The sequence below is a fragment of the Sphaerisporangium sp. NBC_01403 genome, assembly GCF_045040145.1.
GTDB classification, from domain to species: Bacteria; Actinomycetota; Actinomycetes; order Streptosporangiales; family Streptosporangiaceae; genus Sphaerisporangium; species Sphaerisporangium viridialbum.
Window position 1 is genome coordinate 5471456 of sequence record NZ_CP109534.1, and the last position, 21830, is coordinate 5493285.

At 69.0% G+C, this 21830-nt stretch carries 17 protein-coding genes; 7 read left to right on the forward strand and 10 right to left on the reverse strand.

Annotated features, from left to right (window positions below; translation table 11 throughout):
• Positions 1–53: 53 nt before the first annotated feature.
• From OG589_RS24455 to OG589_RS24465, 3 genes are all read right to left on the reverse strand, one after another.
• Positions 54–917, reverse strand: a complete 864-nt coding sequence (locus OG589_RS24455; protein WP_405139866.1) for a MurR/RpiR family transcriptional regulator — start codon at positions 915–917, stop codon at positions 54–56.
• A 177-nt stretch (positions 918–1094) separates the two neighbouring features.
• Positions 1095–3329, reverse strand: coding sequence for a hypothetical protein (locus tag OG589_RS24460; protein ID WP_405139868.1), 2235 nt, complete (start codon positions 3327–3329; stop codon positions 1095–1097).
• Between the two features lie 113 nt (positions 3330–3442).
• Positions 3443–4777: a hypothetical protein gene (locus OG589_RS24465; RefSeq protein ID WP_405139870.1), complete on the reverse strand. Its 1335-nt coding sequence runs from the start codon at positions 4775–4777 to the stop codon at positions 3443–3445.
• Between the two features lie 166 nt (positions 4778–4943).
• Here OG589_RS24465 and OG589_RS24470 point away from each other — a divergent pair, with 166 nt between their 5' ends.
• Entirely contained in the window at positions 4944–5525 is a 582-nt protein-coding gene (locus OG589_RS24470; protein WP_405139872.1) for a hypothetical protein, read from the forward strand.
• 990 nt (positions 5526–6515) lie between these two features.
• On the opposite strand, the gene OG589_RS24475 is transcribed toward OG589_RS24470, so the two are convergent.
• On the reverse strand, positions 6516–6980 hold the full coding sequence (locus OG589_RS24475; protein WP_405139874.1) for a nuclear transport factor 2 family protein: 465 nt from the start codon (positions 6978–6980) through the stop codon (positions 6516–6518).
• A gap of 97 nt (positions 6981–7077) precedes the next feature.
• On the opposite strand from OG589_RS24475, the gene OG589_RS24480 reads away from it, so the two are divergent.
• On the forward strand, positions 7078–7647 hold the full coding sequence (locus OG589_RS24480) for a TetR/AcrR family transcriptional regulator (RefSeq protein WP_405152114.1): 570 nt from the start codon (positions 7078–7080) through the stop codon (positions 7645–7647).
• 697 nt (positions 7648–8344) lie between these two features.
• On the forward strand, positions 8345–10339 hold the full coding sequence (locus OG589_RS24485; protein ID WP_405139876.1) for a tetratricopeptide repeat protein: 1995 nt from the start codon (positions 8345–8347) through the stop codon (positions 10337–10339).
• Between the two features lie 209 nt (positions 10340–10548).
• Here the strand turns inward: OG589_RS24485 and OG589_RS24490 are convergent, their stop codons facing one another.
• Genes OG589_RS24490 through OG589_RS24500 form a run of 3 tightly spaced genes read right to left on the reverse strand, consistent with a single transcriptional unit; the run spans position 10549 to position 13428 of the window.
• Positions 10549–11487 carry a carbohydrate kinase family protein gene (locus OG589_RS24490; RefSeq protein WP_405139878.1) on the reverse strand — a complete coding sequence of 313 codons (939 nt, stop codon included), beginning with the start codon at positions 11485–11487 and terminating at the stop codon, positions 10549–10551.
• Positions 11484–12128, reverse strand: a complete 645-nt coding sequence (locus OG589_RS24495; protein WP_405139880.1) for a hypothetical protein — start codon at positions 12126–12128, stop codon at positions 11484–11486. Before OG589_RS24495 ends, OG589_RS24490 begins: the two co-directional genes overlap by 4 nt.
• Before the next feature lie 52 nt (positions 12129–12180).
• Positions 12181–13428, reverse strand: a complete 1248-nt coding sequence (locus tag OG589_RS24500) for a hypothetical protein (RefSeq protein ID WP_405139882.1) — start codon at positions 13426–13428, stop codon at positions 12181–12183.
• A gap of 321 nt (positions 13429–13749) precedes the next feature.
• Between OG589_RS24500 and OG589_RS24505 the strand changes: the two genes are divergently transcribed.
• Both OG589_RS24505 and OG589_RS24510 read left to right on the forward strand, forming a co-directional pair.
• Positions 13750–16893: a tetratricopeptide repeat protein gene (locus OG589_RS24505; RefSeq protein WP_405139884.1), complete on the forward strand. Its 3144-nt coding sequence runs from the start codon at positions 13750–13752 to the stop codon at positions 16891–16893.
• Positions 16894–17503: 610 nt separating this feature from the next.
• Positions 17504–17872: a hypothetical protein gene (locus OG589_RS24510; protein ID WP_405139886.1), complete on the forward strand. Its 369-nt coding sequence runs from the start codon at positions 17504–17506 to the stop codon at positions 17870–17872.
• 88 nt (positions 17873–17960) lie between these two features.
• On the opposite strand, the gene OG589_RS24515 is transcribed toward OG589_RS24510, so the two are convergent.
• Together OG589_RS24515 and OG589_RS24520 are read right to left on the reverse strand one after the other, a co-directional pair.
• Positions 17961–18653 (reverse strand): endonuclease, encoded by a 693-nt coding sequence (locus OG589_RS24515; RefSeq protein ID WP_405139888.1) that lies wholly within the window; start codon positions 18651–18653, stop codon positions 17961–17963.
• 143 nt (positions 18654–18796) lie between these two features.
• Positions 18797–19216 carry a nuclear transport factor 2 family protein gene (locus OG589_RS24520; protein WP_405139890.1) on the reverse strand — a complete coding sequence of 140 codons (420 nt, stop codon included), beginning with the start codon at positions 19214–19216 and terminating at the stop codon, positions 18797–18799.
• Between the two features lie 305 nt (positions 19217–19521).
• On the opposite strand from OG589_RS24520, the gene OG589_RS24525 reads away from it, so the two are divergent.
• Both OG589_RS24525 and OG589_RS24530 read left to right on the forward strand, forming a co-directional pair.
• Positions 19522–20064 carry an RDD family protein gene (locus tag OG589_RS24525; RefSeq protein ID WP_405139892.1) on the forward strand — a complete coding sequence of 181 codons (543 nt, stop codon included), beginning with the start codon at positions 19522–19524 and terminating at the stop codon, positions 20062–20064.
• A 107-nt stretch (positions 20065–20171) separates the two neighbouring features.
• Entirely contained in the window at positions 20172–20588 is a 417-nt protein-coding gene (locus OG589_RS24530) for a CoA-binding protein (protein WP_405139894.1), read from the forward strand.
• Positions 20589–20671: 83 nt separating this feature from the next.
• Here OG589_RS24530 and OG589_RS24535 read toward each other — a convergent pair whose 3' ends face one another.
• Positions 20672–21643, reverse strand: coding sequence for an acetamidase/formamidase family protein (locus tag OG589_RS24535; RefSeq protein WP_405139896.1), 972 nt, complete (start codon positions 21641–21643; stop codon positions 20672–20674).
• Positions 21644–21830: the final 187 nt, after the last annotated feature.

Sequence of the window (21830 nt, forward strand, 5' to 3'; positions counted from 1 at the left end):
CGCCATGAAACATTCATTTCATCCGAATGTCAATGAATCGCCCAAGAAACGTCTCAGTCAAAGATGATGTCCCCGGCCAGCTCGTCCGCCTCTCTGATCCTGGTCTCGGCCTCCTTCCCGAGCTTGGCGAGCACACCGGCCACCATCGACTCGACGACGGCCGTGGCCGGGACGATCGAGTCGAACGGGCTCGGACCGTCGACCTTGACCGGCAGAACGAGGTCGGCCACCTCGGCGGCCGGTGACAGCCACGGGTCGGTGACGAGCAGGATCTTCGCGCCCCTGCCGTGCGCGTGGACGGCCAGGTCGACGACGTCGCGCTGGTACCGGCGGAAGTCGAACACCACGCAGACGTCACGCTTGCCCACGTCCAGCAGGAAGCCCGAGTGGTGGGTGGGCGTCTGCGGATGCACGGTCGTCCCCGGGCGCATCTGGCGCAGATGCAGGTCCAAGTAGGCGGCGAGCAGGTGCGAGTAACGGCCGCCGAAGCAGGTGACGTGCCTGCTGGTGTCGGCGAGCAGGTCGACGGCCTTGTCCAGCTCCTCGTCGGGGAGCGACGCGTAGGTCTGCTGGACGGCCTGGGTGAAGACGTGGGCGGAGACGGAGCGCAGGTCGTCCTTGGTGATGCGCTGCGGGATGGTCAGCGGCGAGGCCCTGCGCTCCTGGACCTCATCACGGAGCGCCTGCTGGAACTCCTTGTAGCCGTCGAACTCCAGGTGGGCGACGAACCTGACGACGGTAGGGGCGCTGACGCCGGCACGCCCCGCGAGCTCGTGAGTGGACCCCAGACCCGCCGACGGATAGTGCGCCAGGAGAGCCCGCGCGACCTTGCGCTCGCCGGCCGAGAGCTGCCCCATGCGGCTGCGGATCCGTTCAGCGACGCTGGAACTCGCGGCCGCGCCACTCACAACACTCATGCGCCTGCCCTCCTCACATCACGCTAAGAGCAAGGTATAGCCGACGTCCAGGTCCCCGGTCCGGGCCGGATCAGTTCGGCATCTGGGGGAGCTCGGCGCTGATGCTGTCCGCGGTGGCCAGCAGATGTGGCAGCCAGGACCGGCGCATGGTGTCCATGGACAAACCCCCGGCATGATTCACACGCCGCAGCGCGGGCGGTCACAGGTGAGGACGTTGTACTCGCCTGCCCCGCCCCAGACGACGCGAGGCAGCCGGTCGGGCCCGATCGCGAGTTCCAGCGGGCCAGGCTCCGCCGCTCGCAGTAGCGGTGCCTCGCGTCTGACATCGCATCTCTCATCCGCGCAGGCGAGGAGTGTGACGCGGTCGTCGTCGGGGGAGTAGCCGGCGATCAGCGGCCGGTCGTGATCGTCGAGCGCGAACCCGAACCCGCGCAGTGACATGAGACGGCGCAGCTCCGTGACGTGCGGCGTACCGGCGCAGATCACCGTCGCGCAGGTGAGTATCCGTGCCGCGCCGGTCTCCGGATCGTTGTACGCGAGCACCGGCCGGCCGTCGCGCCTGACGGCAAGGGCCAGCCGCACGAAGCGGTGCGACATGGCCCAGGTACCGGGCAGCGGCCCCAGCACCTCGACAGTGTGCCCTTCACAGGACACGGACCCGCAGACCGCCACACTGATCCTCCCGCTGCGCCTGTCGAGATGGGCGACCACGGCCCGGCCGGTGCCTCCCACGGTCACAGCCAGCGGACGGTCCTCGTAGACGGCGTCCGCGACTGCCCGGAACATCCCGATTGTCCGCGGGGACGTGCATGCCACGCTCTCGCACAAGGTCAGCTGGACCGTCGACGACGTGTCCTTCCGCTGGACATGGGCGGAGAAGACGTGCTCCCTCCGCCCGTCGTGAGAAGGGACGCGCTCGTCCTGAGGCTTACCGGGGGATGGGAGGGGGCCGATCCGTCGCTTACCAGACTGATCCTCACCCGGGGGCCGGGGCTCCGAGCGGAGCGCCGCGAACAACTCCTCGGCATCGGGATTCGCACCGCCAGCCGTAAGAGGCCGCACCACCGATGCGATCACGGGCGCGGGCTCACCAGCGGCGACCGCGCTGTAGGAGGATACGACCTCGTGCGACGCCGACGCCAGGCGTCGACCCATCCGTAGATCGGTGCAGCGTTCGTGAGGGCAGGAGACCAGCCGGAGGGTCATGTCCGTGCCTTCGTCGACCCACGGGACTATCCGGACGGTGCCGTCGCTCCCCGGCACCACATTTGTGCCACGTACGTCCACGAGCCTGGAGGTCTCGTCGATCTCGACCTTCCGCCAGCTTGCGCATCGCACGTCCTCGCAGGCCAGCGGCTCGACATCGGCAAGGATCGGAGCCCCGCCTCTGCCGAAGACGACGCGTGGCGACATAGTGTCCACCAGCGTGACCGGCACACCCACGACCGTCGCTGTCGGAACCCCCAACGGGTCGCCGAGTAGGAGGACACCGTAAAGCGCGCCCGGCAGCATCGCTCCCAGCGCCGGCATGGCGGCCGCCGTCCTGCTGCGGCGACGCGGCGGCGCCTGCTCAGGCGAGGACACCTGCAGCGCCTGCTGACCGGCATGTCGGCACAGGTGGGTGTAGCAGCCCGCGAGTAACGCCGCCTGCAGGGGTGCCAGCAGTGTCCCCAGGATGACGGCTGCCACGTTGCCCGCGATCGCCGCCGTACCACTGACGAACGATCCGGCTATCCACGACGGGAGCAATGCCACCGCGGACACCACCGGGGCCACCCCCAGATGCGCGATGGTCCCGAAGTGATCTCCGCGGGCCAGCCGCACTGCCTGAACCGTGGCCGCGACCACCCCGACCGGGCGAGCCCCCAGGACGGGGACCGCGAGGAGCACCCGGCACGCCAGCAGGAACGGCCCCACCGCCACCAGGAGACCTACGGCGGTCCCGGCATGCGCCCACGCCACCGCGAAGGGGACCGCGACGACCGCCATCGAGATGAGCAGGATCGCCGACAGAAGCAGCAGCGTGCCGATCCGGCGAACCAGTCCGCGCAGTGCCCACGCGACCGACACCGGATGCCCTTCGAGCCCCGCGGCCACGAGGCGGCAGCCCGCGGTCATGGACATCGTTCCCGCGACCAACGTCCCGATGGCGGCGAGGCCGAGCAGGGCTGGTCTCGCGACGGAGCCGGCGCCGGGAACGGGCACACCGTTGATGACGGATCCGCCCGGCACGGTGATCCACGCCAGCACGGCCACGTCCACGAGTCCGGCCAGGCCCGCAGTCACCACGGAGACGGTCAGCAAGGGGACGTATAGCCGTCCTGCCGTGCGGAATGCCTGCCACACAGCGGCCCAGACGCCCGGCGACACCCCGGTCTGGCGACGTGCTCCGGCTGCGGAGGAGGGCGTCATGCCCGGCTCACCTCATATCAGGGTCGGTTAAACGCTGGGCGGCATCATGCGCCTGCCTATGCTTTCAGCGATCCGACCTTGGTTCTGGCGGAATCCACCGGTCCGCATGGGCTTCAACCGGACGCCGCGCCGCGCGCCCAATGGGGTGGGTCTCGCTTGGCCGCCTCGATCGCTTTAGGGGTGGGCCGTCCGATCGCTTCGGGGACGTACTCGATCGGAACGCCCAACGCCTCGGCCCAGCGCCGGCGCCAGGACAGCCGACGGGCTGCGACCCGCTGGGCACGGGCGGCGGTGGCGCGACGGCGGCGGTCGGCCTCCGTGCGGGCCGCGGTCTCATCCCGCAGCCATGGCGGAGTACGCCGGGACAACCGCGCGACAAGCTCGGACGGCCAGCGGCCACTGTTCGGGCGGAGCAGCCGGATCACTTCGACGGACAGGCCGAAGATCTCCGCCACGGACTCGTCGGACAGCCTGGAGGCCGCTCGGACGGCCTCCTGAACGGCCGCCTGCTCGGCCCGCCACCGCCGGGAAACCTCCTCGGCGGCGCGACGGGCCTCCGTGTCAACGGCCTCTTCCAGCTCCCGATCGGCTCGCGCCCACAGCAGCCACGACGGTGGTGCGGAAACCAGCTCATGGAGGAAGGGTGCCAGCAGGTGGTCGCCGAATCTCGGCAGATCTGCCGGCAGCATGGCGACCGGGACGCCCAACTCGCGCTCCACGGCCTCGGGCGGGACCAGGAGAGCGACCAGCTCGATCGACCTTTCGGCCAGCTCGGCGAGCATCTCCTCCAACTCCGCACGAGGAAGGCGGGCTTCACGCAAAGTCGAGACCAGAGGATCGACACGGCCGTCCGGCATGCGGCGGAGAGGTCGGAGCGGTCCAGGACAGACGCCGGAGGCCACCATCAGCGCTGCGGTCCAGAGGAGGACCTGGTCCGGATCCGCATCGGGGATCGGCCTCGTCGCCCCGATTTCCATGCGGGCCGCCGCGGCCCGGGCGAGGTTCGCCTTGCGGGTGCGCGCGGCCTTCTTGGCGGCCTCCGAGCGGGAGACCGCCCGGGCGACGGCGCGCAGCTCGGTGTCGGCGCGGGCATGGTCGGCCAAGGCATCGACATCCGCGGCGCGGTAGTAGCCGACGGTGAGAGTCCGGCCGTACTTCCTGATCTCCTCAGTCAGCAGGGGAATCAAGCCGGCGACGGCGGAGATCCGTTTGAAGGCCTCCGCCGACACTCCCAGCCTGGCCGCCGCCTCGCTGGTGTTACAGCGACGCTCGGCGGCGAGCAGTCTCCGGAAGAGCTCCAGGTCGGCTTGTGCCGTGCTGACGGAGACGGCGTCGAAGCTGCGATCAGGGAGACGTCTGAGCAGACCGGTCTCGACCGCGAGCTCGACCTCCCAGACGGCGAGCCCGAGCAGCTTCCTGACCTTCTCCCGGCCGAACCCCTTCGCCAACACCCCACCTCCCACGCCTGGAACAGTGTGCCGCGCGGCTACGACAATTTGGCGACATGGCGGCCGAAGGCGGCGGGCAGCTCATGTCGGCTCTGGGAGAAATCCGGCGCGCCGAGCGCCGGTGTGGCGTTAACTGGCGGCGGGACCACGTCACGGAGAGGAACGCATGGGCGAGCACGATGCCTTCTGGGTCGACCACGGCCACGACCGGGAGCTCGCCGCCGACGGGCCGAGCCACTACGCCGAGCTCGTACGGGCCAACGTCGCGGCGTTCGACGGCTCATGGGGCGACATCGCGCCCGTCACCTTCGCCTGCGCCGCCTGGCGGCTCGCCATCACACCCTCGCCGCCGTACGTGCGCCGGCACCGCCGCATCCTGTCCGCCGCCTGCGACCGCAACCCCTGGGACGGCACGCTCACCGCCCACATCCTGCTCGTGTCACCACTGCCCGCCCAGCTCACCGCCTCCCGCGAATGGTGGCGCGACCGCGGCTGGCGCGAGTGGCCGCAGACCTTCGGCCAGTACCTCGAGCCCACCGACCAGGACCTCACCCGCGCGCCCTTCCTACGGACCACCCTGCTCATCGACGCGCCCATCCCCCTCGACGCCCTGCCACCCGCCCCCGACGGCCCTTCCGAGTCCCTCCCCGACACCGCACGCCTGGCAGTCGCCGCCCTGGCCCGGGAGCTCAACGCCCTCCTCACCCCGATCATCCAGAAACTGGAAACCGCCCAGACACCCGGCTGACCCGGCGCCGGCCTCGCACTCACCTGGAGGCGACCGCCACGACGGACCTGACGCTCATCGTGAGCCTTGGCGATCCGCTCGCCGTCACTGGTGCCGCATATCACGCAAAAGTCGGAATTATCGACCTGTCGAATTACTTAAGCATCCGGTTCCCGGCTTTTGCCTCCATGGGATGACCATTCCGGATGCGCTCGACTAGCGTCTTAGGACATAGACGTCGATTCGACATCTTCCCGGTAGCCGATTCGACACTCCGTAAGTCCAGGCACCACGCCGGGCTTCCATCATCAGATTCGGAGATGTCCCATGCTCAAAAATGCTCTCGCGGCCACCTCGCTGGCAGCGTTCAGCCTTATCGTTCCCGTGACAATGTCGGCGCAGCCTGCCGGCGCAAGCGCCATGAACCCGGAAACCCATTCCATATCCCAAGGCCACCACTGCGACCTGGATCCCTACGGCCGATACAACGGCCGCTGCGACGAGCGTCAGCCCTACGGTGGCGATCACCGGCACCACGGCCATCCCTACGGCCACCACCATTGGCATCACGGTCACCACTCGTACGGCCACAGATAATCCGATAGCCACACAAGAAGAAGCGGGCTCACCGCGGGCCACTCCACAAATGGGCGGTCCGGTTGAACCTGCCGGCACCCTCTGCTGCTCCGCGAGAGCCGGAAAACCCGACGCGCCGTTGGGGCGGTGAACACCCACCGCCCCAACGGCGATTCCGCGAAGGCCCGGTCAGCCTGGCGCGTGCTCACTCCCTGCCGGCAAAGCTCACGCTTTCCCGGAGAAGACATCGAGCGTCCCGGACGGGGTCAGGATGACGTTCGAGACGTTCTCCGAATATCCCGAGACACTCCGGTAGAAGAGGCATTTCCTGGACCAGCACCTCCTCCGCGCGGCGGTAGAGGGAGGCCGCCTTGGTCAGGGACGGGGTGCGGCCGGCGGCGTCGAGCAGGGCGCCGTGCGACTCCGTCGAGCTGGTCAGGTAGTCGCCGCGGCCTGGGCGCCCAGGGCGGCCACCACGTCCTTCAGGCGTCCGGTGGCGTGGAAGGTGCCGAAGACGTCCATGTAGTCGCGCATCTCGATGATCTCGCCGTCGCGCACACGGAACATGAGCAGGCCGGACGCCTCGAAGGGCCGCCCGTCGGGCCCGGCCGTCCCCGTGCCGCGCCACTCCCCCACGATCACCTCCGGATCGGCGGCCTCATGCACGACCACGTCATGGATCTCCGCGAGCCGCACCGGGCTGGCGTCCCAGGCCTTGTGGTAACCGGCGCGCACCTCATCCCGTCCGCTAAAACGAGTAGGGAACCCCGGGGCCCGGAACGGGAACTCGTGGACCCCGTCGACGGCGTACAGATCGGCGAGGTCGTCGGCCGACTTGTCGACCATGGCGCGGTGGAAGAGGGCGAGCACGTCTCGGGGGGTGCGGTGGGACTTGGCCATCGTCGAACACTTCCTTCACTCAACGGATGTTGATTCAACGACTGTAGAGCGGAGCGGTGTCGTCGGTCACCGTCGGTAGAGTCATGCCGTGAACGAGATGCCGAACAGCCGCGTGGAGCGCCGGCGCCGATCCGAGGAGCGGATTCTGGCCGCCGCGCGCACCGTCTTCGCCGAGCGCGGCTTCGAGCGCGCCACGATCCGGGCCATCGCCTCCATGGCCGAGGTCGACCCGGCCCTCGTGATGCAGTACTTCGGCTCGAAGCAGGAGCTGTTCGACCTGGCGGTGCGCATCCCCGCGATCCCGCCCCTGAACGGCGGCCCGGATGAGCTGGTCGAGGAACTCCTGGCCAGGATCGGCATGAAGATCGGGCCGATCCCGCAGGCGTCGCTGGCGATGATGCGCTCCATGCTCACCCACCCTGAGGCCGCCGAGGGGGTGCGCGCCCGGCTCGACGAGCAGGTGGAGCAGCTCAGCTCCGCCATCCCCGCCGAGGACGCCGACCTGCGGGCGGCCCTGATGATCAGCACGATGCTGGGCGTGACGATCGCCCACCAACTACTCGACCTCACAGCCCTCCGCGACGTCTCCCCCACCCGAATCGCCGCCGCCCTCCGCCCCGCCATCACCGCCCTCACCCGCCCCGACGAACCCTCGGGCCCGTCCTGAACGGCGTCGAACGTAACCCGTACAACGGGTAGACCTGCCTGGTGCGGTCGCGGCGACGTGCACGGTCACATGCAGGGCGGCAACGCGCCGAGCGTGTATCTGGGCGGCCCCGGCACGGTCAACGGGCGGCAGGGAGGGGGTTGCGCAGGGAGTTGGCGTTGGTGGACTGCTGGACGCGGTCGCCATCAGGCCGCTGCGGATGACGTCGCCCTGCGATTGGTTGCAGTGCTCGCTCGCATTCGGCCTCCCCATGTACAGAAGACGCACTGGCGAAGCACGGAGCCGAAGCCGAGATCGTTACCGCCGATGGGCGGGACGACCATCGTGATGCGGATGGGCTCCATCCCCGTCACACGTCTCAGAGATGTGACCGCCGGTCGGGTCCGCATCGGTGCCCTCGAAAAGGCGGCTACACCACCGTCCTGCGGGTTCTGGACGCTTCGCTGTTGCCCAATCGCGCGATCGACCTTGACGGGGCGTTAGGGCAGAGCAAGCATAGAAGTCCGTTTCAGTGCCGACAGGTGGACGGTCTTCCACTGGCTCAGGCCATTTCACCAGGCTTCCCCTCCACGATACGGGCAGGGTGTTGAACAGCGGTCCCGGTGACGACGACGCTCTTGACGGTCATCTCAACGACTTGAGCGGGTCGGTTCTGGGACCTGTCGTCCAAGCCCGCGACATCCAGGGTGGGATCCACGTGCATCGGGGATCCACCCCCCTCCCTCGACCATCCCAACTGCCCCCGGGCAACGTCCTGGTGGACCGGGCCGAGGCGCTGGCCGTCCTGGACTCCGTACGCTCCGAGGACCGCGGAGCGGGTGTGCCCAAGGTCGCCGTGGTCAGCGGCCCGGCCGGCATCGGCAAGACGGCGGTGGCGCTGCACTGGGCGCACAGGGAGCGTTCCACCTTTCCCGACGGCCAGCTCTACGCCGACCTGCGTGGACACGCGGCGGATGAGCCCATCGAGCCGGCGGAGGTCTTGGGGCGGTTCATCAGGGCGTTCGGCATCGAACCCGAGCGCATCCCCGCGGGGCTGGCGGAGCGTGCGGCGCTCTACCAATCCGTCGTCGGCGAACGTCGCCTGGTCGTCGTCCTGGACGACGCCCTCTCGGCCGCCCAGGTCGGCCCGCTGCTTCCCGCCTCGGCGAACAGCATGGCCGTCGTCACCAGCCGCTGGCGGCTGGCGGGGCTGGTCATGCGCGGCGCCCGCGGCGTACAGCTCGAGCGGCTCACCGGCGAGGGAGCGTTGGAGTTGCTGAGACGGAACCTCGGTGACGACCGGATCGAGCGGGAGCCGGGCGCCGCCCTGGAACTCGTCGAGCTCTGCTCACGTGTCCCGCTGGCGCTGTGCGTGGCCGCCGCGCGGCTCGCGACCAGGCCGAGCTGGGACCTGAACGAGATGGTCGACGCTCTGAGTCATGAGAGGCACCGCCTCAATGCCCTTTCCGTGGATCAGGACATCACGATTCGGGCCGCCCTGATGCTCTCCTACCTCGGGCTGTCACCACCCGAGGCGGCGCGTGTCTACCGGTTGCTCGGACTCTTCCCGGGCGCAACGTTCGACAGCCGGGCGGCCGCCGCCACGGTCGGACTTTCCCGTACGCGCATCCGGCACCTGCTCGGGGTGTTGGTGGACGCCAATCTGCTGGACGACGTCCCCGGCGGAAATTACCGTTTCCACGACCTGACCCTGCTCCACGCGCGTGAGATGGCCGAGCAGGACGAGGTTCAGGCAGTTCGCGACGAGACCGTGCGACGGGCCCTGGACTGGTTCCTGGACACCGCGTTCACCGCGAGCGGGCTCATACTGCCGTATCGGCGCCTGCCCGCGCCGGAACTGGAGTACCCGCCTGCCGAACCTCTCGTCTTCACCCACCCGGACCAGGCCCTGGACTGGCTGGAGAACGAGTTCGGCAACGTGCGAGCGGCCGCGCGAACCGCCTTCGAGCGGAGTTCGTACCGCACGGCGTGGCAGCTCGTCGACCTGCTGTGGCCGCTCTTCCTGTACCGAGGTCACCACGCCGAACGGTTGGCGGTGGACCGGCTGGGGCTGGAGGCGGCGCGAGCGTGCTCCGACGCTGCTGCCGAGGCCAAGATGCTGAACCGTACAGGACTGGCGTTGCGCTCTCTGGGCCGGCTGGAGGAGGCCGCCGATGAGTTCCGCCGGGCGCTGCGCATCTGGCGTCGCCTCGGCGACCGGCAGCGTGTCGCGGGCTCGTCGCGGCGGCTGGGGCTGTTGGAGCGGGACCTCGGCCATCTGGACACCGCGATCGCGCTGTTCGGTGCGGCGCTGGACGGCTATCGCGCGGAAGGGGAGTCCCGCAGGGTCGCTCTCACATTGTGCGATATCGGCGAGGCCATGATCGAGAACGGGCGTGCAGGGGAGGCTGTCGCACCTTTGGCGGACGCGCGGAGCCTCCTGGCGGCGGAGGCGGATCCGCACAACCAGGCACGGGTCCTCATCCTGCTCGGCCGTGCGCATACCGGGCACAGCGTGGTCGCGTCCGATCTGCTGGCGCAGGGCCTGCACCTCATGAGGGACATCGGTTCCGCCGCCGGTGAGGCGCTGGCGCTCCGGGCGCTGGCGGACCTGGCCCGGTCGGACGGCAGGAGCGAAGACGCACTCCGGTACCAGGAGGAGGAGCGGCAGGCCGTCGCACGGACGCGTATCGCGAAACGGACGACCGAGTAGGCGAGTTCCACAGGGAGCGCCGGACCCGAGCGTGCCGTGATCTTCGATGAGCGGTCCGGCACGCCTCCGCGAGGCCCGCGCCCGGCAGGCCGAGCGTGCTGACCGCGAGTCTCCACCTCATCGCCGCCTCCCTGTGGCTCATGTCGTCGAGATCTCCGCCCAGGACGCCGAGTACGCCGCCGGTAGGAAGCCAGGGCAAAGGCCGGCGCCTAGCCGCCGTCGTCCCAGCGCCGGAGGGTGATCCGGGGCGGATACGACTTCTCCAGGTCCGCGAGTTCCATGCCGGTCAGCGACGCCGTCACCGGAAGGCGGTGTCCGATCTTCCAGCCCGCGTACAGCACGGCGATCCGCAGTGCGCGTGCCTCGTCGTGCGTACGCCGCCATACGTGCAGGAAGGCGGCGAACAGCGCGTCGCCCGCCCCCGAGGTGTTGACGACGGCCCGTGGCGCCACCGCCTGCGCGCGGAGCAGCCGCCCGTCCCTGGTGCCCAGTAACGCCCCCTGGGATCCCAGCCCAACGCACACCAGCCGGCATCTCGGATAGCGCTCGAACAGTCGCCGCACCCACAGCTCCGGCGGGCAGGGAAGGGCCTCGTGGCTGCAGAAGATGATCTCCGCCGCCTGGAGCCACGGCCGGTTGTACTCGTCGGTGAGATCCGCGATGAGGTGGACGTCCACCGCGATGGGCACGCCGAGCCGGGCCGCCGGTCCGACCAGTGGCCGGACGAACTTCGCGTTCGTCAGGACGAGCAGGCCCGCATCGCGCGCCGCCGCGCTCATCACCTCGAACGGGTAGGCGACCCCGTTCACCGGCTCGAGGTACGGAAGCCCCAACCGGCTTCCGTCGGGCGCGACCAGGGCCACTCCCATGGACGACTCCCTGCCCTCGATCACGCCCGGGCCGAGCAGCCCGCCCCGCTCCAGCTCCGCGCGTATCTCCACTCCGGCGGCATCGTGTCCGACCACCGTGCACAGGTGCACGTCCTCCCCGAGCGCGCGGAGGACGCGCGCGATGTGACCCGCCGCCCCGGACACGCCGGCGGCCATCCAGCGTGGCGTGCATTTGGCTGTGTAGCGCAGCGGGAACTCCGGCACGCCCACCGACAGGTAGAAGCTGACGGCACCGGCGACCACGACCTTGCGTGTCACAAGGCCCTCCCCCGCCCGGGATCGATCATCCTGATCTGCGCCCGGCCCGCGACCTCCAGTGACCCCGGCCCGCCCGCGGCCGAGCCGATGTAACGACCGTGGACCACCGACGCCGTGGCCAGGCATCCCAGAGGTATGCCCGCGACCAGCCACCCGTACAGGAACGACCCGTACATCGCGGCCCCCGGATGACCCGCGCCGGCCACCTCGGCGATCTTCGCGAGCCGCCCGTCCCGCAGTCCGGCCAGGCAGCCACGCCTTCGCCTGCCGGTCGCGACCTCGCAGCCCGGATGCCGGTCGAGAATGCGCGTCACCCGCTGGGCCGCGAAGGCGTACGGACACCTCGCCACCCCCACCACCACGTCCGCGACCTCGCACCACCTCTCTTCCAGACCGTCGCCGAGGCGGACGACGACGTGGACGCCCTCCGAGACGAGCGTGCCCGACGGCATCGCGCAGAAGTTCCGCGCGCCGGTGAAGAGCATCAGGTGAGGTTCGCGGAGCGGTCCCTCACGGGGAATCACCAGGATCGCCGGCGCGCCGGGATCGACCGCCGCCGCTTGCGAGACGGACCTGGTGCGGCTCAGGTGGAACACGTCCTGGAGCCGGAACAAATGAACGCCGACGACCTTCTCGAACACATCCGCCTCCGTCTGCGGTCAACCGCACAGTGTCGTGAGCCGGCCCCGCCGGTCACCTTGGCCGCCCTTCCGGCCGCCTCGCCCGGACGCCGGCGCGGCAGCCCGTACAGCGGGTGGGGACACTCGCCGCGAAGGGCGGGCTGGCGGGCGAGCCCTCATGCGCAGCCCTCCGGTCAAGGAGGAACGGCACCGCCGCCGGCACGGCCGCGGTGATGGTCGCGGGCTGTTTCAGGCGCAGCAGGCGGTAGATCAGGTGGCGCATGTTGTGGTCGAAGCGACCTGGCGCCGAGGTGATGCGCTCGACCGCGCTCTTGTACCGGTCGCCCTGGGCCTCGGACCGCACCATGGTCAGCTGCTCGTACAGTGACCTGCGCGGGGACAGCCGCGGCGCGACGGCGGCGAGTTCGCCGAACGCGGAGGCCGGATCGATCTCTGATTCGGCGAAGCCGGCGAGCACCACCGGAGCCCCCGTGACGGTCCCGTAAAGGGTCGCCGAACCGTGATCGCCGATGATCAGGTCTGCCGCGGCGAGCACCGATCGCCAGTCCGCTTCGGGCGGCACCAGGCCGAGGCCTTGCCGGAGGCAGTCGGCGAGCCAGGTTTCCACCTGCCGAACGCCGTGCCCAAACCAGACATTTGGGTGCAAAAGCACCACGATCCGGAACCGGCGAGAGGGCAGCTCCGAGAGCAATCGAGGCAGCAGGTCAGTACGCCGCCCGAACAGCGACTTCGGACCCCACGTCGAGCTGACCACGACGAGGGTCTGGTCCGGCCTGACCGCCAGCGCTCTGCGGTAGGCGGCGCGATGCGCCATGCTCGCCGTCAGAGGATCGTACGACGGGTCGCCGACCACGGTCGCCGCGGGCACCGCCTCCGGGCATGCCCGGCCGAGCCGGCCGAGGTCGGACCGGTGGGAGAGCACGATCGCGGCCGGGACGACCTCGCCGTCGTGGACCAGCCGTTGCGCGTCGAGCCCGTACGCGACGGAACCGCCGGCGGCGCGAAGCCCTTCGCGCCCCCTCACCAGCTTGTTGAAGCCGGCGCCATGCGGCATGACGATCAGCGGCGCGTGGATCTCGTGCACCGCGCCCAGGCTCGCCGCCAGAGCGAGATCGAACCGCTGCCGCGTCGCCTGGTGCCAGGGAAGGCATACCGCGCGCAGGCCATCGAGGAACTCGGTCACCCCGTTGCTGAAGACGTCGGGAGCCATCGTGAAGACGACCTGGATCCGCGGGTCGGACTCGACGAGTCTCACCGTGTCGAGCAGCCGCTGTCCCGAGGTGACCGTGTGGACCGCCACGAGTACCGCTTTACAGTTCGGGCGGGTCACCCACCTACGCGCGTCGAGCCCGATCGGAACCCGACACCACTCCTGACCAGACATTGGTTACGCATCCCCCTCGTCGGCCGCCGGCCGTTCAGGCGAGGCCCCCTCGCCCTCCTCGGCAGCGTCGGCCACCGGCCTTGCGGAAATCCTTGCGGCGGGCTTGCGTTTTACCGGCGGAGCCACATCGAGCAAGGGACGCCTTTACTCCCGGCCACGTCAGGCACTGGATCCATCGCCCGGCCCGTGAAAAAGTACCAGGCAAGGAAATGGCGGCCGTCCCGAGAAGGGGCTCGAATGGAATTTCGCATTCTGGGTCCGGTGGAGCTCTGGTCCCGCGAGCGACGCCATGACCTGGGCTGGGCCAGAGAACGGCTCGTCATGGCGGTCCTGCTCATGACGCCGGGGCGGCCGGTCTCGGCGCAATCGCTCATCGACAGGATGTGGGACGGCAACCCGCCGGAGAAAGCGCGAGCTCATTTACAGACTCACATCGCCCGCCTGCGAAGCCGCCTTCAGGATATCGGCGAAGGAAAAGGCGCCTACCTGCGCCGCCTTTCCGGGACGTACATATTGGAAACGGACGTCGAAAAAATCGATTATCACCGGTTCCGCAGACTGCGCGCAGAAGCCCGGGCATCGGCGGCGAGCGGCGAGACCGATCACGCCCTTTCGCTCTACCAGGAAGCGGCGAACCTGTGGCGCGGCGAACCACTGGCAGGTCTGCAGGGTTCCTGGGCCGGCATCACGCGCAAGAACCTCGAAGACGAGATGCTCGGCGGCACCATCGAGCGCATCACCCTCGAACTCGGCTGCGGAGACCACACCCGGCTGATCGCGGAACTGTCCGAACTGGTCACCCGTTTCCCCTTCGACGAGAAGCTCGTCGAGCTTCTCATGCGGGCGCTGTACGTCAGCGGGCGCCAGGCGGACGCGCTGGCGGCCTACCGGCAAGCACGGAAACGACTCGTCGACGAGCTCGGCACCGGGGCGAGCCCCGCCCTGCAGGAACTGCATCAGCGCATCCTCCGTCGCGACCCCGGGCTCCTGCCCGAAGCCCGGGCGCGAACGACCACCGAGAATCCCCCTCCCAACGACCTGCCGCGCGATGTCCCCACCTTCACCGGCAGGACGGCCGAACTCGCCTTCCTGACCTCCGACAGGGTGCTCGGAGACGCGGCGGTGCCCGTGCTGGCCATCGATGGCATGGCGGGGGTCGGCAAGACCGCCTTCGCCGTGCACCTGGCGCACCGTCTCGCCGCCCGGTACCCCGACGGCCGGCTCTATCTCGACCTGCACGGTCACCACGCCCACCAGGAGGCGGTCGAGCCGGCCGCCGCCCTTGACCGGCTGCTCCACCGCCTCGGCGTGTCCGGACGCGAGATCCCCGAGGAACTGGACGCGCGCGCCGGGCTGTGGCGCGAGGAACTGGCCGGACGCAGAGTCCTCATCGTCCTGGACGACGCGACAGGTCACCAGCAGATCCGCCACCTTCTGCCCGGCGTGCCCGGCTGCCTGGTCATCGTCACCAGCAGGCGGAGGCTGGCCGGCCTGGAGGGCGTCGAGTCGCTCTCCCTGGACGTTCTTCCGCCGGAAGACGCCGCCACGCTGCTCCATCGTGCCGCCGGCGCACGTCGCGCGCTCGAAGCCGAGCACGTCGCCACGGTGACGCGGCTCTGCGGCCACCTCCCGCTCGCGATCCAGCTGGTCGGCGGCAGGCTCCGGCATCGCCCCGCGTGGAGCGTCGCGGATCTGGCGGAACGGCTGGGACGCGACAACCGGCGCCTGGCCGAGATCAGAGCCGAGAACCGCGAGATCACCGCCGCGTTCCAGCTTTCCTACCAAGACCTCACCGAAGCTCAGCAGCGGGCGTTCGTCCGGTTCGGGCTCTATCCGGGGGCGGAACTGACCGCCTACTGCGCGGCGGCGCTGCTGGAATCGCCGCTCGCCGACGCGGAGAGTCTCCTCGACGATCTCCTGGACAATCATCTGATCGCCGAACCGCGACGCGGCCGCTATCGCTTCCACGACCTCATCCGCGACTACGCCGTCTCGCTCTCCCATCATGAGCCGGAAAGCGAGCGTACGGCCCCCCTGCGACGCGTCCTCGACTATCACCTCGTCCTGGCGGACCGGGCGGACCGGCTCCTGTACCCGCACCGCGTGCGCATCCCCGTCGAGGTGGACGTCCCACCGCGGACATCACCCGATATCGCGACCGCCGGCCAGGCCATGAAGTGGCTGAGCACCGAACTGGACGAGCTCCTGCGGCTGACCCGCCATGCCGCGGACCACGGCTGGACGCGGCACGCCGCGATGTTCCCGCACGTGCTGAGCCGCCACCTCAGCTTCTGGGGACACTGGGCGGACGCCGTTCGCGTTCACGCGAGCGCGATCGAGGCATGGCGCCGATCGGGCGACCGGCCGGGCGCCGCACGCGCCATGAGCGATCTCAGCGAGGCACTATGGCGTGAAGGCCGGCTCAACGAATGTCTAGAGATGGCGGCTCAGGCTCTGCGCATCCAGCGCGCGCTGGACGACCATCACGGTGTCGCAGAACTCCTCGACCAGAGCGGCCGAGCACATTGGCACCGCTCGGAATTCGACGTGGCGCTGGGATATTTCGAGCAGGCACTCGACATCCGAAGAGCGATCGACGACCGCCACGGCCAGGCTGCCAGCCTGAACCACATCGCCGGCATCGCCTGCGACAAAGGAGACTACCGAGGAGCGTTCGACCGCTTGCGGCAGGTTCTCGCACTTTATGAGGAGGGCGGCGACCTCCGGGGCTGTCAGGTGGCGTTGAACAATATCGGCGAACTCGAAGCACACCTCGGGAATCACGCCACGGCACTGGGACACTACGAGCGGGCGGCCGCTCTCGCGCCCGAGACGGGGCCCAAGGACAGGGCAACCCTGCTGCACAACACGGCCAGCGCACTACAGCATCTCGGCCGTCACGGAGAAGCGCTGGAACGCTACCAGAACGCCTTGCACCTCTACCGCGACATAGGCGACCGCCGATCTGAAGCGCACACGCTCAACAGCATCGGCTCCTGTTATGCGAGCGTGGGTCACGATGTGCAGGCACTCATTCATCACCAGAAGGCCCTGCACATCTCAACAGAGCTTCTGGAGCGTCAGCAACAAGCGCGTGCCCTCCTGGGCATCGGCGACGCCCATCAGCGTGCGCGTCGCCACGAGACCTCCCTGGAGTTTTACGACAGAGCGGTGGGGGTCGCGCGCGGGATCGGCGATGTCCACCAGGAAGCCCAGACCTTGGACCGGATGGGCACTGCGCTCCACCAGACCGGCCACCTTGCCCACGCCCGACGGAACTGGGACCAGGCGCTGGAACTGTATGAGCGTCTCGGGGTGGTCCCCGAGGCGCAGAGCCTCCGGACTCGCTTGCGCGGGCTGCCGAAGGTGGTGGATTCGTAAGAACGGTGACTCAGCGCTGAAAGCTCGCATCGCTCTCGCAGCAGTCACCGCACGGGACAAAATCGTACACTTCACGCTTTATCTCCCATCCTCTGGCATATGTGCATAAGGCCTGGAATGGTAGCGCTCCGCGCATCGGACCCCCTAAAATCGGTCTGCGTCGATCCGACAATGAGGTCGGCCGTAATACGCATGATCGATAAGGAATCACGTGAAAGTAAAAGCGACCTACGCAACACTGGCAGCAGCGCTGCTGTCGGGGGCCTACATATGGATGACGTACGTGGCACCGATGCTGCCAAGTACGTCATCGGGTGGCGTCGCCTAGACGACACGACATGAGACATAAAAAATGAGGAGGGCCGACCGGCCCTCCTCCAATCATGTTAGCACCGATTCAATTACCTGCGCCGACCCGGAGGAATACCCAGCACCCGCCACGCCCGCTGCACCGCTGCATTCGGCAGGGCGCCATCGCGCTTCATCCCTGTCTCGCTTACCTTTACCAGAGGGCTCCACAACGAGACCGGCTCACCTCTCGCCGCAGGCCCTCCTGCGGTCCCCGCCCTTCACAGTCAAGGCTTGACCGACATCGTCGCAGGGAGACTCGATGGACCCCACCACGCTCACCGCGATCATGTCCGCGCTGATCGGTGGCGCGGCGGGCGAAGCCGGCAAGAGCGCCTGGGCTTCGCTGACCACGCTCGTACGGCAGCGGTTCGGAAGTGACTCGACAGCGGTCGCGGCGCTGGAACGACCTGATTCCGGCAAGCCCGACCAGGTCGCCGGAATCCTCGTCGCCCTGGCGGCCGCAGATCCCGACTTCGGGAAAGAGCTCCACCGATGGACGACCGAAGCCACGCGCGTCATCCAGCAGAAGCGTGACGTGTCCAACACGATAAGCGGTGAAGCCCGGATCTCCGGGCCGGTGGTCCAAGCCGGCGACGTCCACGGCTCGATCAACTTCGGCAAGTCGTAGCATCGAACCCGCCGGGGTGGCGGCCCCATAGGTAGGTCCCCGACGAAGCCGCTACCGAGCTCCCATCGCCTGGGACATCGACTCGGTTCTACGACTCCTTCTGCGACTCCTTCTGCGACTCGTTTTGCGACTCGGCGGCGGACTTCACCGTCTCGGCCGCCTGCTTGCTGAGCGAGACCCGGACCAGCGCGGCGGCGAGCCGGGCCAGATCCTCACCCGAACCGGCCAGACCCGCCAGCGCGTCCACGCTGTGCGGCAGGCCGAGCCTTCGGGCGCCTTCCAGAACACGCTTGTCGAAGTACGGGGCGACCTGCGGCCACACCGCCTGGACCTCGCGCAGGTAGATGTCGGCGCCCAGCGGGCCGATGCCGGGGAACTCGGTCAGCAGGTCGTGGACGCGCTTGGCGTCTCCCTTCGCCTCGTCGCGCAGCCGGCGGAGGTCGCCCGCCCACCTCTCTCGCAGCAGGCAGGCCCCCTCACCGAGCTGGGTGGCGGTACGCTCGTCGTACCTGCGGTAATGACCACGCCCCAGGGCGTCCACCCGAGCCTGCCAATCGGCCTGCTCCATGGCCTCCGGCGTACGCAAGCCCGCTGCGAACAACTCCCGCGCGGCTGCTATCGCGATCTCCGCCGAGATGCGGGCGCTCAGCAGGGTGGCCAGGACCAGAACCTGGTACAGCGGTCCGGGCTTGTCGGAGAGGCGGATCCCCGCTTCGGTCGCGTAAGTGCGGCCGTGCTCCTCGAGCAACGCCCCCACCACTGCCTTTTCCGACGAACCCATGCCGTCTTGCTACCCGGCGGCACCGGCGTACTCACTCTGTACGACACCTGAAAGTTCCTCGCGGACTGCTCAGCGAGGTCCGGCACGGATCGACCCGGCCAGTGGGTTCCCTCACGGGGCGACCGCTCGACCTGCCCCTGCGATCACGCTTTGGCGCTGAGGGCCCGCGCGACCGTGAGGCTGTCCTCGTAGATGTGATAGCGGGTGACGAACCCGTCTTCGACGGTGAGGTGCAGCGCGAACGGCGAGGTGTACGCGGCGCCGTTCCGCACCGTCTGCGCGATCTCCCCGAGCACGACGGCGTGCGTCCCGTCGACCAGGATCCGCGTCACCGACGTGCCGTTCAGTTCGGGCACGTGATGGGCCTCCAGCGACCGGAAATGGTCTGCCACATCGGCCCGGCTGGACCGGGGCCGAATCCACGGCACCACTGGATGCCCCTCGGCCGGCCAGTCGAGCCGCCAGTCGATCGGCTCGGCGAACAACTCCGCCGTACGGCCGTGATCGCCCTCGGCCATCCGGCGCAACAGTTCTTCCACGATGTCACGCGTGTCGCTGCTCATGTCGCAAGCATCTTGGGTCCGGTCGCGGCCCGTCGATTACCTCCGAGGTAACGGGACTTGCCCGGACCGCTCCATCGATCGAAGCGGGCGCGGGCTCCCCGTGCACGGTGCCGGTTTCGGAGGTTTCCCACGCCGTTCAGCCCGACGAGCGCGACGGCGCATCCGTGCGGGATGGTCAGGTTGCCAAGCTGGTGCAATACGGTCGACGGGCCGACGAAGAAGCAGGCGACGCCGCACTCGTACCGCGGCCTCATATCGATGTAAGGGCCTCCATGTCACCCATCACACAGACCAGGCGAGAGTCGTTGGCGCTCGCATGGCGTCGCATCACCGCGTGGTCGATCGACTGGCTGTGGATCCTCGTCCTTCCGGTGCTCCTGCTCCCCATCGGCGTGATCCTCTATCGGACAGGGGTCCGTCTGCCCACCGCGGCGTGGAACGTCCTCTCCTTCGTCATCCTGGTCGCACCGGTGACCTTCTGGGCCGCCTGGCGCGAGTCCGGCCGCTTTCAGGCCACCCCCGGGAAGCGGGTGCGCGGGTTGGTCGTGGTCGGCGCGCGCTCCATGCGACCGGCCGGTTTCGGCCGCGCGCTGCTGCGCAACTCCCTCAAGATCGCTCTGCCCTGGGAGCTCGGGCACACCGTCGCCTTCGCGTTCGCCACCGCGTCCGCCGAACGGATTCCCGGGTACGTGATGGTGCTGACCATCCTGGTCTACGTGATCATGTTCGGCTGGCTCGGCACCCTGTTCCTGCCCTCCGCCCGGACGCCGTACGACCTCCTCAGCGGAACCCGGGTGATCCCGCGACCCTCCCCCGGCGGGCAACCGACCGGCCCGGCACAGCCGTAAGGCGGACCTTCCGGCACGGCGACCGGCGAACCCCGCGGCCGGCCGGAATTCCTCTTCGTGTTCGCTCCGCGGGAAGCCCCGGGGTACCGATCGTGTTGATGGAACACATGGACGATCGTTTCGCGGACGAGGGTGTCATCAAGCGACTGCTCGAGAAGTCGGGGACATGGGCGTTTGTCGGGCTCGGCGACGACCCGCACCGTACGGTCTACGACCAGGCACGCCTGCTCCAGGCGAGAGGCAAGCGGATCATCCCGGTCCACCCCGCCGCCAAGACCGTCCTGAACGAGCCGGGATACGCGTCTCTGGCCGAGGTGCCGGCCAAGGTGGACGTCGTCGGCGTGTACCGGCGATCCGAGTACGCCGGGCAGGCGGTGGACGAGGCCATCACGGCGGGCGCCGGCGGGGTCTGGCTGCCGCTCGGCGTGATCGACGAGGCCGCCGCTCAGCGCGCCCTCGACGCCGGACTCGACGTCGTCATGGACCGCTGCCCAGGCGTCGAGTGGGCACTGCGCCGGAGCTGAGCGGCCTGCATCCGGCTGGGTCACCGGGGTGCCGGCGCGGCTGTGCGGGAGTTCGGCCGCGCGGTCCTTGACCGGTGGGACGGTCAGCGTCCGGGCAACAGCGACTTGGCGATGTAGGCGACGATGGTCTTGTTGCCGTCGACCGCCTCGGCGACGACGAAGTCGACCGCGATGCTGCACAGCGCGTAGGCGTCGGCGGTCGTCAGCGCACCGCCCGTGACCTCGACGAGATAGCCGACCGCCTCCTTGACGGCGATCTGCAGCGCGACGTCGAGATCGGCGTCGATGCCCATGCACCAGAAGTAGTCGTCGCTCTCCGCGCGCGGCCACTCGATGCTCGCGCCCTTGCGCACGATGAACTGCGCGGTGAACGCCATCGAGTGCTCGACGGCGGTCTGGTCCACTTCACCGTGGCCCTGCGCGCCGTGCGTGTCGCCCGTGTAGAACATCGCGCCCGGCTGGAAGACCGGCAGGTACAGCGTCGTACCGGCGACGAGGTCGCGGAAATCCAGGTTGCCGCCCCACCGGTTCGGCGGGTTGGCGGAGACGAAGCCGGCCGACGTGGGCGGCGCGACTCCGGTGATTCCGGCGAACGGCTTGAACGGGACCTTGATGCCGTGCCCGAACGAGTAGTAGCGGTTGGAGGGGTCCAGCCGAAGCAGGCGGTCCGACGCCGTGTCCAGCAGATCGCCGCAGACCCCTCGGCCCGGGCCGGTGCTGTTCACGCCGTACGGGACGCGCGGAGACACATCCAGGATACGGATCTCCAGTACGTCTCCAGGTTCGGCGCCCCTCACATGAATCGGGCCGGTGAGGATATGGCCGCTGGAGCCCGCCGGGCGGGGGTTCTTCGCCACCTCCGCCAGCTCGGGCAGCACCTGGTCGGCGGGCACGCCCAACGCCTCGAAGTACGCTACCGGCCCCTGGGCGGCCGACACTCCGGACTGGTTGACGGCATCGATCCTGACGACCGTACCGGAGTCCACGATCAGCACCGGCGCCCGGTCAGTGGGGAAGTAACCCCAGATCGCGGTCTCCTGGGTGGTCTTGAGCACGACGGGTTCCGGGTAGCTGTTTCGTGACGGCGGCGTAGCGGCGGCCGCACTGGTGGAAATTCGATGGCCGAACGGATCGCCACTCTTGCTCCGGGAGCACATGTCATCAAAGCCTCCCACATACCTCCCGCCGCCCAATGGATCGGAGCGCCCGGCAAGTACCGCCTCACGAACCCTCGCACGGCGG

Bases quoted from the DNA above. Each gene is read 5' to 3' on its own strand.
- OG589_RS24455 (WP_405139866.1), bottom strand. From the start codon at position 917: ATGAGTGTTGTGAGTGGCGCGGCCGCGAGTTCCAGCGTCGCTGAACGG.
- OG589_RS24460 (WP_405139868.1), bottom strand. From the start codon at position 3,329: ATGACGCCCTCCTCCGCAGCCGGAGCACGTCGCCAGACCGGGGTGTCG.
- OG589_RS24470 (WP_405139872.1), top strand. From the start codon at position 4,944: ATGGGCGAGCACGATGCCTTCTGGGTCGACCACGGCCACGACCGGGAG.
- OG589_RS24475 (WP_405139874.1), bottom strand. From the start codon at position 6,980: ATGGCCAAGTCCCACCGCACCCCCCGAGACGTGCTCGCCCTCTTCCAC.
- OG589_RS24480 (WP_405152114.1), top strand. From the start codon at position 7,078: ATGCCGAACAGCCGCGTGGAGCGCCGGCGCCGATCCGAGGAGCGGATT.
- OG589_RS24505 (WP_405139884.1), top strand. From the start codon at position 13,750: ATGGAATTTCGCATTCTGGGTCCGGTGGAGCTCTGGTCCCGCGAGCGA.
- OG589_RS24510 (WP_405139886.1), top strand. From the start codon at position 17,504: ATGGACCCCACCACGCTCACCGCGATCATGTCCGCGCTGATCGGTGGC.
- OG589_RS24515 (WP_405139888.1), bottom strand. From the start codon at position 18,653: ATGGGTTCGTCGGAAAAGGCAGTGGTGGGGGCGTTGCTCGAGGAGCAC.
- OG589_RS24520 (WP_405139890.1), bottom strand. From the start codon at position 19,216: ATGAGCAGCGACACGCGTGACATCGTGGAAGAACTGTTGCGCCGGATG.
- OG589_RS24530 (WP_405139894.1), top strand. From the start codon at position 20,172: ATGGACGATCGTTTCGCGGACGAGGGTGTCATCAAGCGACTGCTCGAG.